Below are 16,574 nucleotides of genomic sequence, written 5' to 3' on the forward strand. Positions count from 1 at the left end.
GTTCACGAGAGCCCGATGCGGCGACAGCCGCACGCGCACCCAAATCAGAATCAGTGAGACAGCGGCGGGGAGAGTGAGCCGATCCAGGATCGCCATCTTCGGCGCTCGACGGATTTCGTCGCATCTCAAGACAATGTGAGCCGCCTGATCTGGCTTGATTCTTCTTGCGTGATCGCATTCCCACAAGGCTGCAGCTTGATCTCCGTGCCGGTGCTTGCAGTTGCGCCAGCCAGCGAAAGTGCGATCTTCCAATTACCTCGGCGTGGTGCTGTCACGACTGGATAATTCCGATGGATTCTGTTCGGAGCGGTATTGGCCAGCGCCTGGTGTCGCGTGACCAAGCTGCCTCATACTGTGGTTTGTCAGTCAGCACCTTCTCGAACTGGGTAAAAATCGGAAGACTACCCTCTGCTCTTTCTGGCACGTCGCGATGGGACTTGAAAGCGATCGATCTCGCGTTAGACTCGCTGAGCGGATTACCCATCACTCAAACTCCGGACGTTGCGACATCCGCGCTGGACGAGTGGAGAGCAAAGCGTGCGCGTCAATCTCAAAGGGATTCATAAAGTAAAGGTGACGCTCTCAAGCGGCGAACCAAAGACGTACTATTACGCCTATCGCGGCGGCCCCCAGATCAAGGCAGAACCAGGCACCCCTGATTTCGTCCAGCAATACCAGGAGGCGCATTCGAACTTACGGCAGCCTCGGGCCGGCACCTTCATGTCAGTCATCGCGCGATACAAGGCGGCACCGGAATTCACCAAGATCGCAGCGTCCACCCGCCGTGACTATTTGAGGTACATCAAGCTCATTGAGGATGAATTCGCTGACCTGCCGATCGCCGCTCTCGCCGATCGCAGAATTCGCGGCGACTTCAAAGGCTGGCGCGACAAATTCGCCAACACGCCGCGCAAGGCTGATCTCGCCTGGACGGTGTTGGCGCGCATTCTGTCCTTCGCGAAAGATCGCGGCATTATCACCAGCAATCCTTGCGAGCGTGGTGGTCGGCTCTACGTCGCAGACCGCCGAGACAAGATCTGGACCGAGCAGGACATTGCCGCAGTTCTATCAGTTGCATCTGAAGAGATCAGGTTGGCGCTGATCTTGGCTTTATGGAGCGGTCAACGACAAGGCGACCTTTTGCGCTTACCTTGGTCAGCCTACGAGAGCCCTCATATTCGTCTCCGCCAGTCGAAAGGCGGGCGCCGCGTAGTGATGCCTGCCGGCACTCCCTTGAGAGCTCTGCTCGACACCACGCAGCGTCGGGGACCTCTTATCCTGACGAACACGCTCGGCCGGCCCTGGACTTCCGACGGCTTTCGAACATCGTGGGCAAAGGCCTGCGAACGGGCGGGCATTGGCGACCTGACGTTTCACGATTTGAGGGGCACCGCAGTGGTTCGGCTGGCGATCGCTGGCGCGAGCGTACCGCAGATCGCGGCTGTGACCGGCCACTCGTTAAAGGACGTCGAGGCCATTCTGGACGCGCACTATCTTGGTCGCGACATTCAGCTTGCAGAAGCTGCGGTACTCAAGCTCGAAGCGAGAACAAAACTGTAAAACGACCTGTAAAACGAGGTCGCCTACGATACCAAGCCAGATGCTAAGTGCTTGATTTATATGGTGGGCGCACCAGGGCTCGAACCTGGGACCCGCTGATTAAGAGTTCAAAACTAGCCCTTCGCTACGATTTCTGAATCTGCTCTGCGCTACGACGATCCCTCAGAAGCCCTTTGTTTTATAGGGGTTTGTCGCATAGCTTCGCGGTACGTCGAACCCGAACATCCAAACAACCCGGTTCGCCAAAACCGTTTGAAAACCGTTTTAGTCCACGGCCTCCGCTCCAATGAATGACATTCGTATTCCTCTGAACGACAAGAGCATCGCTCAGTTAGCTACCCCGAAGGAGGGCTGGTATCTAGCCCGCGACACTGAGTTGAAGGGCTTCTTCGTCGTCGTGGGGAAGAGGAAAAGAACCTTCACTGTCCAAGGCGATCTTCGGCAGGGAGGCAAGCGAGCATCGTCCATCAGAGTATCGATCGGCGACACGCGCGAGTTGACCACCCGAGCAGCGCGCGCGATCGCAAAGGAATATCTGGCTCAGATCAGCAGGGGACTGCGCCCGAAAACTGCAAAGCAAGGCGGAGACGCTGGCCTTGGCCAAGTTGGGAACGAGGTGAATACCGAGGTTGCGGCTGTTACCCTCAGGCATGCATGGCAGCGATATCTGGAAGCCCACCTGATCCGAAAGGGTCGTAGTGAAAAGACCATAAGTGGTTATCGCGACCACGTAGAACGTCTCTTTGCGGAGTGGCTTGATACTTCATTGGGCGGACTCGCGGAGGATCCTGCTCGAGTTGCCAAGAAGCACGACGAGATTACAAAGGAGAACGGTCCTTATATCGCGAATGGTTGTATGCGAACGCTACGCGCAATTTACAATCATGCTCGTAAGACTAACAGATCACTGCCACGCGACAATCCGGCGGATGCCGTCGATTGGAATGAGGAGAAACGCCGAGATACTGGCATGGGCATCAGCGACTTGACCGAGTGGTTTCGGGAGTTGGCTGTCCTTGAAAATCCGATCCGCCGTGAATTCCACCTGCTCACGCTGCTCTGTGGTTCTCGAACTACCGCCTTACAGCAAGTGAAGCCAAGTCACATCGACTTTCACAGCCGAACTCTGCATATCGAAAAGCCGAAGGGCGGCAGGAAGCGAGCTTTCGATATCCCGCTCTCCCGCGAAATGATCCTGTGTCTCATTCGGGCAATCCGCTTTGGCCGGCAAATGTATCCGTTGCAGTCGCAGAAATGGGTCTTTCCCGGCGACAGTGAGTCAGGGCACCTTGCTGAAACTAAAGAGGATCGCGATACCCTCTCGAAGTGGGGTAACGATCTTCGCCAAACATTCCGGACTATTGCAACGGCTGCCGGGGTCTCGGAATTTGATGCTAAGCTGCTGATGAACCATTCAATTCCAGGCGTGAACGCCGGCTATGTTACTCGCCACAAACTACTTGAGGATCACCTTCGCAGCCAGCAACAAGCGATCAGCACCGCAGTGTTCTCGGCCCTCGGTAAGTCCCTCACGGAAGACGCCGCTTTGCGAGGCTGGCTCGGCCATGGGGCAAGCCGTCGTGCAACCAGCGAGCTTGGAGTGGAGCCAGGCGCTCAGGGCGAAGAGCAAGGCAAGATGCGGCGTGCAGCTTGATGCATGCACGGGCCAGGGAGCCTAACCGCACTGCCGGACACGGTCGGTCAGCTGAACTCGCCCGTTCCGGCAATTGCCGAGTGACGCAGGGCGATGGCAAAACCAGATCGAAGCAGGCTCAAATCCAAGAGGCGTAACCACCGATACCGACATTCGGTTCAAGTCCCGATCTGAGCGCAGGCGCCCCTGCGTCCCGAACGTAGTGAACATGTTCTAAGTTATTGATTTTCTTGCGATGGCGAGCGCTCCCGTCCCGTTTTGTTCACGCTCGTTTAATTCGTTGCGATTTCGTTGCGGCGTTCCTGAAGAAGAACGGCACTTGAGGCAGAGATCTAGGGGGGCGTGATGGGACTGAGGCGAGGTTCACTGACCAAGCGTCGAAGACAACCGGTTCCGCACCTCGTGTTAGACTGTCCCACTCCGCGGTGATCTGTCGGGGGTTCGAGTCAGTAGACCGCTACCGCCTTTCCCCACACGACTCAAATCTGCGATATTCCCTCCGATGGCCCGCCTAAAGTCGGAAGCTCATCGAACGGTAGGTTCAAGTCGGGGGCACGCAACCAACGATTCTTGCGATTGGTCGAGAGGGCGATTCCCCGCCTGGCTGCGTACATTGACCGTTACCCGCAATTCCGCTCGTACATCTGCCACACCGTTCCCCTAAACGACACATGTGCATCAAGGAAGCGGTGTAGACGAGGGCTGCGAGAACTCTCGGAAGAGGCCCTCGACACTGTCGCTGACGATATCCTTGATGCCCGTCGGGTTGGTGTAAGGAAACCGCGCGTTGATCCAGCCGGACGGTCGCTGCCTTTGCAGCATCGGTGAAGCCCCCGCGGGCAATCTCCTCTGCGGCTATTGCGCGACAAGTCCTCAGATACAGCCGCTCGTCATCGAACATCGGCTCTTTCGGACCCGACGCGCCGTGTCCAGGGTGCACGATGGCGACATTGGGATACATCGCCTCGAGCCGGTCGAGGATGCCAAGCCACGGCCCGGTATGGGCTTCTCTAAGGGGACCGTGGAGCCGGTTGAGAATGGCGTCCCCGGGGAACAGCTCTCGCGTGGCGGGCAGGTAGTAGGCCGTGGTCGCAGGGGCCTCGCCAGCCCCTAATTCGCGCGCGACGATCGTCAATCCGTCGATTTGCAAGGTCGTGTCGCCGTCGAAGGTGATGCCAGGGACCACGAAGTCGCGCGGCGGGATGTCGGGCGCATCGGCCTGCTCGCCCGCGTTCGCACCATAGGTGTCGTAGCGAATCGCATCGGCGGTCACCTTGGACGAATAGACGGGGATGACCTGAGCCCCTGAACTTCCTCCAAAAAGAGGTAGAATCCGTCACCTTGAGGGAGACGGAGATGAAGCAGTCGAGGTTCACGGAAGAACGGATCATTGCGATCCTGCGGGAGCAGGAAGCGGGTTCGAAGACGGGGGATGTCTGCCGCAAGCATGGGATCTCAAGCGCGACGTTCTACAAGTGGAAGGCCAAATATGGCGGCCTGGACGTATCAGACGCTCGGCGCCTCAAGGTGCTTGACGACGAGAATGCGAAGCTGAAGAAGCTGTTGGCCGAGGCGATGCTCGACAACGCCATGCTGAAGGACCTCAATTCAAAAAAATGGTGACGCCCGTCGCAAGGCGGCAGGCTGTGGCTCACCTTCGTTCGAGTTTTGAGGTCAGTCAGCGGCGGGCGTGTGAAGTGATTGGAGCTGATCGGTCCTCGGTGCGTTATCGCAGCCTTCGGCCTGACGACGCGACCATTCGCGTCCGGCTGCGTGAGCTGGCGTCGGTACGCCTGCGCTTTGGCTATCGCCGTCTGCTTCTCATGATCCGCGGCGAAGGCGTGCTGATCAACCACAAGAAGCTGCGGCGGCTGTATGCCGAGGAGCGGCTGCAGGTTCGCCGGCGCGGCGGACGCAAGAGAGCTCTGGGAACACGGGCTCCGATGGCGTTGCCGCAGGGACCGAACCAGCGCTGGTCACTGGATTTCGTCAGCGACACGCTGACCGACAGCCGACGCTTCCGTATCCTGGCTGTCGTGGATGACTTCACCCGGGAATGCATCGCATTGGTCGCCGACACCTCGTTGTCGGGGACCCGGGTGGGTCGTGAGCTCGATGCCGCGATCGCTCAACGAGGCCGCCCGACCATGATCGTCAGCGACAACGGGACCGAACTCACCAGCATGGCCATCCTACACTGGTCGCAGCTCACCCGGATCGAGTGGCACTACATCGCACCGGGCAAGCCGCAGCAGAATGCCTTCGTAGAGAGCTTCAATGGACGACTGCGCGACGAGTTGTTGAACGAGACGTTGTTCTCGTCACTCGAGCATGCTCGAGAACTGCTTGCCGAATGGCAGGATGATTACAACACCGTTCGTCCGCACAGCGGGATCGGCAAACCTGCCGCCATCAACCTATGCCAGACTAACAGCGTCCGAAATGTAACGGGACGGGACGCTGCGCTATGTCGAGGGCTCCGCGCCCCGTCCCGTTGCATCACCGAGCCACACAGGCTCAAATAACCAAAGGATTCTGCCCATCGCTGGATGATCTTTGGGGCTCAGGTCACGCATCCGCAGTGGAAGCTGACACCGACTGGCGAGGCGATGGCCATCTTCGCTGGGACGGAGGCCTATGTCAGCCCCTCCTGGTACGTGACCAAGCACGCGAGAGGCGAGGCCGTACCGACGTGGAACTATATCGCCGTGCATGCCTATGGGCCGGTCGAATTCTTCGATTCTGCCGATCGGCTGCGAAGGTGGTCACGCGGCTGAGCGATGTGCACGAGCGCTCGCGCACAGACCGCTGGGCGGTGTCTGACGCCCCTGGCGATTTCATCAAAACGGAGCTTAAGGGGATTGTCGGTCTGCGATTGCAAATTACACGCCTCAATGGCACGCGGAAGATGAGCCAGAACCGCAACGCGGCGGATCGCGCCGGTGTCATCGAGGGGCTATCGAAGAGCGACCGTGACCAAGACCGTCGTGTGGCTCACCTCATGACGAACCCGGACGACGTATTGTGACGCGGTATCACTGGATTTTCTCCATATCCTCGACTGCTCTCCTTCTGGACAGCGATGCGACGGCGGCGGTCGGTTCCTGCTCGGGCTTTTACAGATCACAGAAACCATACACGACGCCTCGCCTGCGCGTCACCTATTGCGAGCGGCAGCAGCGGCGCGAGGCCCCGAGGCCAGTCCGGAGAAGAAGAGCGGTACACCGGTTGCAATCCGCGGGCTGCTTCGGGGCGCATGACAGGAATGCTCCGATTGAGATCGGATTCAAGGGGGCTGCGCCGGCTCCACTGCTGTCAAAGCAAACCAGTTTAGTACGGAATCTTGCGACTGGCGCTAACTGATCCGCCACACTGAAACTCTGCGCAGCCACGAGCGAAGGTTGCATCTAAAGTAAATCACCGCATTGAAATCGCCCTTCCCACCCAAACAAAGATGCTTTGGAAGGCGGATTGCCGTCATTCTCTCGAACACCGCGTATGCAGCTTTCACCGTGATTCCGACGCCCTGCAAGTCTCAAGAGACTTGCAGGAAGCCTTCAAAGCGTCTTGAAGCTAACACGGTCAGATTGCAGATCTTCTGACAATTCGCGACAATCTGCGCTCGCTCCAACACTCCCCGATGGGCAGTAAGAAAAGCGAATGTCTAAATCCGCGAGGTCTCGCCGCTCGCTCTGTCACGATGATCGGGCTCCCGGAGCGCCCTGCTCGATATCGCACTCGAGCCTAAGACGTTGAAGAGACCTGTTCCCACCGATCGACGACGTCCGGCGCAGCCGGCATGCTGAACTGAAAGACGGCCCCGCGAGGATCATTGGCGCCCGTCCACATCCGGCCCCCGTGCGCCTCAATAATAGAATGGCAAATGGCCAGCCCCATGCCCATGCCTTCGGGCTTGGTGGTGTAAAACGCCTCGAACACGCGGTCAGCACTGTTCGGATCGAGTCCTGGGCCCGTATCCCGAAAAGTGACCACTACGTTGTTCGAGTCATCTGTCCGCGCACTGATCAGTAACTCGCGGTCACTTTCGTTAATCTCGCTCATGGCGTCGATGGCGTTCGTGATCAAATTGAGAATCACCTGCCGGACCTGGACGCGATCTGCCCGGACGAGCGGCAACGCCTCAGTACGTCGCGTTTGCACCCATACATCATTTTTCGTAAGTTCCGCGCGAACTAGGGCCAGCACCTCTAAGATCAATTCGTCAATTGCGAGCAGCTCAGTTTGCATAGGAGCCTTATTCATAAGAGCGCGGATCCGACGGATCACGTTCCCTGCACGCATACTGTCACGGACAATCAAACCGAAGGTGTGCCGAACTTCTTCCAGATTTGGCGGTTGAGCACCGAGCCAATTTAGCCCCGCCCCCGCATTACTTCTGATCGCGGCAATCGGCTGGTTGACCTCGTGGGCGATTGAGGCGGCCAGCTGTCCCATTGTCGTGATCCGATTGGCGTGTGCCAGCCCCATCAGAGTCTCGCGATATCGTCGTTCGCTTTCACGGGCTTCTGCTTCCGCTCTCTTTCGCTCTGTCAGGTCGAGGACGAAGCCAACACCTTGGTCGTCTCGCGCATCGAATACGGCGAGGCCAATTAGCACCGGCACGCGGCTGCCATCCTTGCGGACATACTCTTTCTCGAACTGCTGAACAGCTCCGGTCCTTTTTGCTTCTCTTCCAGCATTCAGTGTGCGCTCGTGCCATTCTGGCGGTGTAAGGTCGAGACCGTTAACTCGCCTCGCGACGAGATCCTCTCGGTCGTATCCTACCATCGTGAGGAAGGTTTGATTTGCCTCGATGATCTCGCCTCCTTCGCGAATGATAAATATTCCGATGACGTTAGCGTCGAGTAAGCGCCGGATTTTCGACTCCCGTTGCTGAACTTCGCTGTACAACCGGCTGTTTTCCAGCGCTGTTGCAGCTTGCGAGGCAAGCATTTTCAGCACCGAGTTGCGGGCAGCCGAGAATATGCGCGCGGCGAGATTATTCTCCAGATAAAGTACACCGATCAGCTTGCCCTGCGTGATCAGTGGCAGGCAAAGAATAGAACGCGCTTTGCGCTCGCGGATATACGGATCTTCCGCAAATGAAGGCTCGGCGGCAGCGTCTTCGAGAATGACGTTTTCGCGGACGCGTAGGACGAAATGCAGCACGGACTCGGGAAGCGCCATCGGAGTTACGGGCTGTTCATTCACCTTTACAAGCAGCGCATCCGCTACCGTTGTGGCTTCCGCCTCGATCCGTGGCTCGCCTCCATGCAGCAGAATTAACAAACCTCGTTCGGCGCCGGCCTGCTCAATGGCAGTCCGCATAAGCGTGTCGATTAGTTTTTGGAGAACAATCTCGCCGGAAATCGCCTGCGACACTTTTGTCACCGTCGCGAGATCAAGATGCTCAACCGGAGCTCCGATCCTCATTCCATTCATGGCAGGAGTGGTCTCCTCATGGCTGAGATGGGGATACAGCTCGTCGAGCTGACGCACCTTGCCATCTGCTCCCCAACGAAGGTAGCCGCGCCGCGCGTCCTGCAGGTAAACCCGGGAGATTCTGTCAAAACCGCGCGCAGCATAAAAGCGCGCTGCAAGTTCGCAAGCGATTCCCTCGTGGTGGGCGAAACCGTTACGTGCTGCGGTCTGGATTGAGTGTTCATATAGTCGCATTGCGTCTGCATCCCGGTATTCGAGCCTTGCAATTTCGGCGCCGACCAAGGCAGCCCGATTCTCAAAATTTTCAGGACAATTCGTCGCCCATATCTGCAGCTGTCTGTAATGGGCATCAATGATATCCCAATGCTGCTGTTGTTCGCTTTCGCCTAGCTTGTCGCAGTAACATGAGTGAGACAGCGCACCATAGAAGTGAAGCTCCGCGATCAAGGGCTCCGTCGGCATAGTCCATAATTTGGGCTCCGCCTTGGAGCGAGCATCAACAGCCGCAGCATAATCGCCGGCTAGAAATCGCGCCTGAAGTTTGCGGATCCAGTAGACGGTTTCGCTAGGTGACAGCTCCGGACTCCGTGCCAACGATCGCTCGACGTCTAGCTCGTCAAATTGTTGGTCATCGAAGCAACCGAATGAGCGCGTGAGGCCGCGCATGTTTCTAATGATTGCGAGCTGAACGGCTACGCCATCAGCAGCAAACTGAACCTTTCTATTCCGTATCGTAGCAAAACTTTTCTCTACTTCGTTCTGCACCTCTTTCAGGGGATCTCCGGCCATCATCATATTTGAGGTTAGATGAAGCAAGCTGTACGCTTCATAGATGACATCGCCGCTGCTGACCGCAGCTGCGAGCGCTCGCCGAATCAAAACTCGGCCACCTCTTAGGGGCTTCGTCCACGGGATCACGTTGCACCCGAAGGCCAAATAGACGGGAGCCCGAAAGCGGGAGAACTCACCGCGATCAACCAGGTCGCAAGCAAGACGACCAAATTTGTCAGCTGCTTGGTAGTCACCGAAGCGCCCGGCCAAGATTCGGCCTAGCCATGCGTAATGGGCGCAAGAAGCATCAGTGTTGCCGTATTCGAGGCTGATGGTGACAGCTCTGCAGATGACCAAAGCGGATAAATTGGCGTCCGTGAAACCTGCGGGCGGAAGAATCCGCGTCAAGACGGCAAGCGTGGCAAGCGCGGTCTGATCGGTCATTGCAGGCAAACTAGCAAGATCCTCGATTGCGTTGGGCAGCTGCGACCACATCCGCTGATATTCGGCTAATGTTTCCTGGTCCGTCGGATGCTGCGACCACTCGATCCCGACGTCGTGAAGATATTCGAGCCCTGTGAGCACTGCCCGCCCGTGCTGACCGAGCGTCAAGTAAAGATCGACCCGCAAACAGGCGACCGTTGCTCGCTGGGGCCCGTTCAAGGCGCGCTTCGACAGAGCGGACAGGAGACTCTCTGCAACGTCCAGCTGGCCTACCAAGAATTCGCATTCCGCCCGGCTTGTCTCCAGTGCAAACGCGAGTTCGTGGCGCCCTCGCCAAGAGTGCTCCGCGAGCAGCGCAGCACCAACGGTGAAATATGTGAGTGCCGAGGCGTAGGCCGCCGACGCCCTGGCACGCTGCCCTGCGACCAAATTCAGCTCTGCGAGCTGCTCACGCTCCTGACCGGAGGCAATTAGCGCGACACCTCGATTGAGTTGACTGACGATGTCGAAGATTGCCTCTTCGCGTTTGTGCGCAGGGGCGTGTGCCGCCAGCATCCGACCGATCCGCAGATGGGCAGGAGCGCGCGAGGATTCCGGCACCAGCAAGTAGGCCGCCTCTTGAAAGCGATCGTGGAGGAAGCGGTAGGCTGTTCCGTGGCGCGCGATCAGTTCCTGCCGGATCGCCGGCCACAGGGTCGCATGCACCTGCTCCTGCGAAGTTTCGAGCACGATTGCAAGCTCCGCCGTCCCGGCGATGTTGCCGAAACAGGCCAGCTGTTGCAGCGCGTCCTGCGTTTCCTCGGGCAGGCGGATGAGCTTGCCGAGCATCAGATCTACGACGTTCTCGGTGTACGCTTTTGCGTGAATACGCTCGAGATCCCATCGCCAGCGCGCCGACTCGTGATCGAACGTCAACAGATGCTCTTCGGCCAGCTCAGAAAGGAATTGAATGGCGAAGAACGGATTACCCATCGTCTTCTGATGCACCAACTTTGCAAGCGGGGCAGCGCGTTTGGGTCCGCAGCGAAGGGTGTCCGCGACTAACTGCGCGACATCGTCTGCAGTGAGCGGCGAGAGCGTGATCTCCTCGAAATTTACGTCAGCTCTCCTGATGGAGTCCAGCTTGCGTTTGAGTGGATGGCCTGCATCAAGCTCGTTGCTGCGGTAAGCTCCAATGAGCAGCAGGTGCAGATCCGACTGGGTCAGGAGATCCTCGATCAAGTCGAGCGTTGCGGCATCATGCCACTGCAAATCGTCGAGGAAGAGCACCAAAGGATGGGTTCGCCGGGCGAACACGCCAATAAAGCGGCGAAGCACCAGCTGGAAACGAATCTGCGCTTGCCGGGCTGGAAGCTCAGCAACCGCGGGCTGCTCGCCAATGATCAGGCTCAGATCGGGGATCAATTCGACCATCAGTCGTCCATTCGCGCCGAGCGCCTCCCGGAGCGCTTGCCGCCAGGTGGCGAGTTCGCCCTCACTTTTGCTGAGAAGAGCACGGACAAGACTCTGAAACGTGTGCACTAGCGTCACATAAGGAACGTCGCGCTTCAGCTGGTCGAATTTGCCTGACACCAACTGCCCGCGCGAGGGCACCAGCGCTTTGTGTAGCTCCTGGACGAGCGAAGATTTACCGACACCGGAGTAACCAGCGACGAGCACCAACCTCGGCGCGCCGCTCTTCACCGCGCGATCGAAAGAGGCAAGCAAAGCCTCGATCTGAAGGGCTCTGCCATAGAGCTTCTCGGGGATGAGCAACCGATCAGGTGTGTCGTCTGTGCCGAGCTCAAACGGGTCGATGCGACCGTGGTTGGCCCATGCTGCGAGACAGTGTTGCAGATCGTGCTCAAGGCCAGCGGCAGTCTGGTAGCGTTCCTCGGCGGTTTTCGCGAGGAGTTTCATCACAATCTGAGATATCGGCTCGGGGAGGTTTTGCGATTTCTCGACGGGCGGTATTGCTTTTCTTGCAATATGACAATGGATCCACTCCAAGGGATCTGAGCCCGTGAACGGCAGCGCGCCGGTCAGCATCTGGTAGAATGTCACGCCAAGTGAATAGAGATCGCTGCGACAATCGACCGAGCGATTCATTCGTCCGGTCTGTTCGGGCGCCATGTAGGGCAGCGAGCCGGCGATGAACTCGGCAGGCTCAGGCGGCACGCGCTCGCGGGAAAGACGGGAAGCCAGACCAAACCCAGTGAGTCGCGCCTGTTCGTCAGGACAATTGACCAGAATGTGAGCGGGTTTCAGGTCCTTGTGGACCAAGCCGTGCCGGTGAAGCTTGCCCACGGCCCTCGCGATGCCAACAGCGAGGCGCAGGAAGCGCTTGGGCTCCATACGGAGCCCAAGTAAATTTAGCAGTGGCTCGCCGCATGGATCCTCCAGGACCAGCATAGTCCGACCAGCTTCCCGGATGAGTTCCAACGGCCGCACCGCCCATGCCTCGTCTAACTCCTCCCTCAGCTCATACTCATGGGCGAGGCGGTCGAGCGTCGCTGGGTGTTCCGCGATGGGCCGCACAACAAGCACGACAGCCCTGCTGCCGTGGATTTGCAGGCGCCACGCACGGCAGAACGCGCGATCACCGTCCTCCCACAGGGGCTGGATGTCACTGTCGAGATTCGAGCCGAACAAAGTTCGGCTGAGGGGGTCCCGCGGCATTTGCCCGCCCGGTCAATAAGGACTGAGCCAAAACCTGACACATATGGGGCGAGCTTGTGAAGGGAAAACGGCGCGAGTACCGATCAAGGCCGCCAAAGAGTGGACCGCGGCACGCCAAGGTGCGACTTGCCTTCCAACCAAGCCGCGCTAGCGACGGCGCTATTTGTGGCGCGCGTCGCGCGGCTTGGTTGGAAGGGACAGCCCGATCGTGTCGATCCAGCCCAATCCTGCGCGCCGGCCGCCTGCACAGCATCGGCGGCGGGCGCTCCCGACTAGCGCAGTGTGTGGGCGAAGGATTGTATTTGATAGAGCGGCTCGTGGCCCGTTGCCGGACCACCAGCGGCCCACTGCCCAACGTGCAGCAGGGCCCAGATCGCTGCTACCGCTCAAGCAGACAATGACATGTGAAAGCTGATCGGTTTGCCCATGATCGGCACAACGCGCGAGGCCATTGGACGCCGGCTTCTGACGGCTGCATCGGCCTGAGCGTCCGGGGCGCGATGCGCAATGCCATCCCATGAGCCAATTGCGAGATCTCCTGGCGCGAACTGAAGCCCCGAGCGCCACAACTCGCTTCGCACAACGTCGTCCGAGTATGTCTTTCGAGCAAGCGGCCATACCATTGACGCGCTCAGTCTTCAGCACCAAACTAACATGGCATTGGGCCGAGAAACGTGTCTTCACAAGCTTCGAAGCCGTCCCGGTGCGCGCTGTCACGGCGTTAACGTGCGCCCGGTCCGTCCCGGTATTATCTGTGAAATGTTGATTATGCTGTCCCCGCGAAGCGAGCAGCGCGGCGACACTGAGATCGCCGTACCGAGCTAAGGAAGCACAGAGCCTGTGTATCCGTGTATCCGACACGATATTGAAGGACCTCGCCGTACACAATTTTGCACTTGAAGAAGGCCGGCCCTTCGACAACGCCTCTCAGACGCTAGTCACGAGCCTGATTTACGATCGCAGCAGAGACTTAGCTCGAACGAGACGAATCCAATGATGCGGAGGCGCGTTTGGACTTTGAATGATCAATAAACCGCAACGCCTGATCGAGCGACTTGAGCCAAAGAGCTGAAACAGCTTCTTGGTAAGCATGAGCCCCTCGAAATCGGATGTACTAAGGCTCGGAGCGCTCGGTCCATTGCAGCAAATCGAACAGCTGGACCTTTCCGCCGCTTCGATGGCTACCCCCGCGGACATAAGCGCCGGCCGATATCTTTTTCGAGCTGAAACCGCACTGGCGCAGTATCAGCTCAGCCTGTTCCCCTCGAGGCCTGCACCAAGCTGTCGATCTCCGGAGGTCGATGCCGGCCGAGGAATACCGGACGGCAGGGCACGATGCCTCTTTACGCTGACCGACGGAAATGTCGCTTCCCCGGCTGACTATGGTGCGAACCGCTCTGAATGCGATCAGACGATCAGTGAGCTCGGCGATCGCCTCGCTGATATCTGGCATGTCGAACGACCCTTTCTCACAGAAGCCGGTCCCGAGAATTCGCCCACGCTTAACAGCACGGCCGCCAAAGAAGTTTGCTCCACAATCGGTCCGGAAGGATGCTTCTAAGACCCGAGGAGAAGCAAGATGCGAGCTCGAGTCGCTGAACATCAACGCCGCAAGGGCGCTCAGGCTAGAAATCCCGCCGACACGAGCGGTGCTGTTTTCGAGATCGACGTTCACTCCTGGCTCGATTGTTGGAAGGCGCCATGCAGTCATCGACTCTGAACCACAGCATCAAGGGCAGATCTGCAAGCCACTATGAGCGAAACCGCGCCCATAACTATTCTCTTCATTCCTGCTCCCACCCGCGACAAACCCCTGATGCTCAGCGAGCGCCCGTATAGGCCCTCGCTGATCGGAATGCCGCTCGCTGCGGTTCGCAGGAGGGCGATTGCCGGCCGTGCGAAGCCGATAGATCCGAGAGAGTTCTCGCTGCTTGAACCGCTGTTCAAGCAAGGCGTAGGCTACCCCAAAACCAGTGAAGAGAATTGCAATTAAAATGAAGTACAGCGGAACGCCTTCTTTGCCAATTCGATAGATCTACGCCGGCATCGTACAACCTAACGCCACGAACGATTCAACCCCTTCCCGGTCGGCACGAAGTAGCAGGGAGTCACGACCTGCTCGGCCTTGCTGAGCGAGCCTCAGTTTTGCCACGCTGGTTGCTTCATTGGAGGCAGCATCACCGGATGTACTGGCGATGTGGGGCGAACCCGACGCACTTTCTTCTCGACGGAGTGCGGCCTGGGCCGTAGGCCCTTAGCGGATCGATGAGCTACTGGCAGGTCTAACAACAGCTTCAGGTTGACCGTTCGGGGCGCGTTTTGTCGTTCCTATGTAGGTCAAAGAGCGAACCTTCAAGGTGCCCGGCACGGAGTATGATGTCCGCCAATTCTGGTGGAAGAATGATTCTTCGCTGGATCAGCGGTTGTTTGGCTGGTGCAGGAGAGCAAATGCAACTGCCTTTTGGCGAACCGGTCCGCAGCTGGACACCAGATGGAGTGTGTCCCGCCTCTCCTTCAGATTACGCCGCCTCATGTTGGGGTGCGAGCGTCGTGAAGGAAGCAACGACACGAACGCACGTGAGCGCCCCTCCAGCAGCTCGAATTCGAGCATCTTTCCTACAAACATGACGGAAAGGACTTGAATCGCACCTTGCGTCAGGTTGCACGAAGTCGGTGCAAGGTGCTTTCCCCAACCTCGCAAAGAGCAACTCACAGGCGCTCTGACGACGCAACAAGAAGAGTTCGTGGGCTGATGCCGCTGCTACTCGTTCTAATGTCTATTTTCCTTAGTACGGGTGCGATAGTCTACGCCGCTTGCCGATCTCAACGCCGGCGAGATCGGCGCATGCACAGGCACAATCGCGCCAATTCGCTCAGCTCGCCCCCCGCATTCGACTACCAAAGCGACGGGCATTCTGATCCTTCAGCCGCATAATGAGCCGTCCGCTGCAGCCTCACTCGTGAAGGCCAGGCGACACGCGCCGCCGCTAAAGCGAGCGCCACAAGTTCTGGATTCGGTGTTTCTCGATCGGCTGCTGATCGATTTGATCGATGCCGCGGGGCCGATCCAACGCGACGGCGGACAGATGCGAAAGGCAGTTCTCGACCAGTCGGGTGGTTTTTGCTACACTTTCCTGTAATGCGTCACGCTGGCGCGAATGGCTGACCAGTCACATACCTGGAACATTTCAAAGATTTGCACTGCGCAAAAGTCCTCGAAAGCCTATGCGATCAATCAAAGGTCGTAGTGAGGCAGTAAGTCTACTGTAAATCGTACAAGTGAGGCTCTTATCGTGACCGAGCGCTCTGAACCCCGGAAGGAAGCCCCAAATGTCGTCGGGCCTGAGGTGAGGCCGAGCGTCTTCGTCGTCGACGATGACCTCTCAATGCGCGAATCGCTGGTCAACCTATTTCGTTCGATCGGTCTAGATGTCGTTGCTTACGGATCCGCCCGAGAAATGCTCCAGAGCGAGCTCCCTGATGTTCCTAGCTGCCTTGTGCTTGACATCAGGCTGCCGGGATTGAGCGGCCTTGAGCTCCAGAATGAGTTAGACAAACTGAAGATTCACATTCCCATCATTTTCATCACCGCTCATGGCGATATTCCGATGACCGTCAAAGCCATGAAGAGTGGAGCAATCGATTTTCTCAGCAAGCCGTTTCGCGATCAGGAACTACTCGATGGCGTAGTCGCAGCTATCGAACAGGATCGGAAGAGACGAGGTGTAGACAAGGTGGTCAGCAGGCTGCAGTCCTTGTTTGAGGCACTAAGTCCACGAGAGCAGGATGTGTTGAAACTGGTCGCCGCCGGCCTATTGAACAAACAGGTAGCCGCGGAACTCGGGCTCGCCGAGATTACAATCAAGATCTATCGCGGCCACGTGATGAAGAAGATGGGAGCTCGATCGCTAGCCGATTTGATCAGGATGGCTGAGAGGCTGGGAATTGGGACCGACCGTTTCAGGGTACAAACCTAAGTATGATTTTACAATTTCGTCGTACACGTGCACCCTTCTGCTGGCCGTCATGCTTCGGCCAGCGCCTT

At 58.0% G+C, this 16,574-nt stretch carries 6 protein-coding genes and 2 pseudogenes; 6 read left to right on the plus strand and 2 right to left on the minus strand.

What is annotated here, in order from left to right; all coding sequences use genetic code 11:
- Positions 1–537: 537 nt before the first annotated feature.
- From ABIB95_RS28455 to ABIB95_RS28470, 4 genes and pseudogenes are all read left to right on the plus strand, one after another.
- Positions 538–1,560, plus strand: a complete 1,023-nt coding sequence (locus tag ABIB95_RS28455; RefSeq protein WP_038959757.1) for a tyrosine-type recombinase/integrase — start codon at positions 538–540, stop codon at positions 1,558–1,560.
- Between the two features lie 286 nt (positions 1,561–1,846).
- The gene (locus ABIB95_RS28460; protein ID WP_247457858.1) at positions 1,847–3,214 is read left to right on the plus strand and encodes a tyrosine-type recombinase/integrase; all 1,368 of its coding nucleotides are present in this window, start codon (positions 1,847–1,849) and stop codon (positions 3,212–3,214) included.
- 1,356 nt (positions 3,215–4,570) lie between these two features.
- A pseudogene (locus ABIB95_RS28465) lies at positions 4,571–5,767 on the plus strand (IS3 family transposase).
- Positions 5,768–5,787: 20 nt separating this feature from the next.
- Positions 5,788–6,242 (plus strand): annotated as a pseudogene (locus tag ABIB95_RS28470) (FMN-binding negative transcriptional regulator); the annotation flags it as partial.
- 716 nt (positions 6,243–6,958) lie between these two features.
- Here ABIB95_RS28470 and ABIB95_RS28475 read toward each other — a convergent pair.
- Together ABIB95_RS28475 and ABIB95_RS28480 are read right to left on the minus strand one after the other, a co-directional pair.
- Positions 6,959–12,529 carry a trifunctional serine/threonine-protein kinase/ATP-binding protein/sensor histidine kinase gene (locus ABIB95_RS28475; RefSeq protein WP_354119252.1) on the minus strand — a complete coding sequence of 1,857 codons (5,571 nt, stop codon included), beginning with the start codon at positions 12,527–12,529 and terminating at the stop codon, positions 6,959–6,961.
- 1,114 nt (positions 12,530–13,643) lie between these two features.
- Positions 13,644–14,204 carry a hypothetical protein gene (locus tag ABIB95_RS28480; RefSeq protein WP_247457861.1) on the minus strand — a complete coding sequence of 187 codons (561 nt, stop codon included), beginning with the start codon at positions 14,202–14,204 and terminating at the stop codon, positions 13,644–13,646.
- 78 nt (positions 14,205–14,282) lie between these two features.
- Between ABIB95_RS28480 and ABIB95_RS28485 the strand changes: the two genes are divergently transcribed.
- Together ABIB95_RS28485 and ABIB95_RS28490 are read left to right on the plus strand one after the other, a co-directional pair.
- Positions 14,283–14,522, plus strand: a complete 240-nt coding sequence (locus ABIB95_RS28485; protein ID WP_247457862.1) for a hypothetical protein — start codon at positions 14,283–14,285, stop codon at positions 14,520–14,522.
- A 1,300-nt stretch (positions 14,523–15,822) separates the two neighbouring features.
- Positions 15,823–16,506, plus strand: coding sequence for a response regulator transcription factor (locus ABIB95_RS28490; protein ID WP_247457863.1), 684 nt, complete (start codon positions 15,823–15,825; stop codon positions 16,504–16,506).
- Positions 16,507–16,574: the final 68 nt, after the last annotated feature.

This window comes from Bradyrhizobium sp. LA2.1 (assembly GCF_040547725.1).
In the GTDB taxonomy this organism is placed as follows: Bacteria; Pseudomonadota; Alphaproteobacteria; order Rhizobiales; family Xanthobacteraceae; genus Bradyrhizobium; species Bradyrhizobium barranii.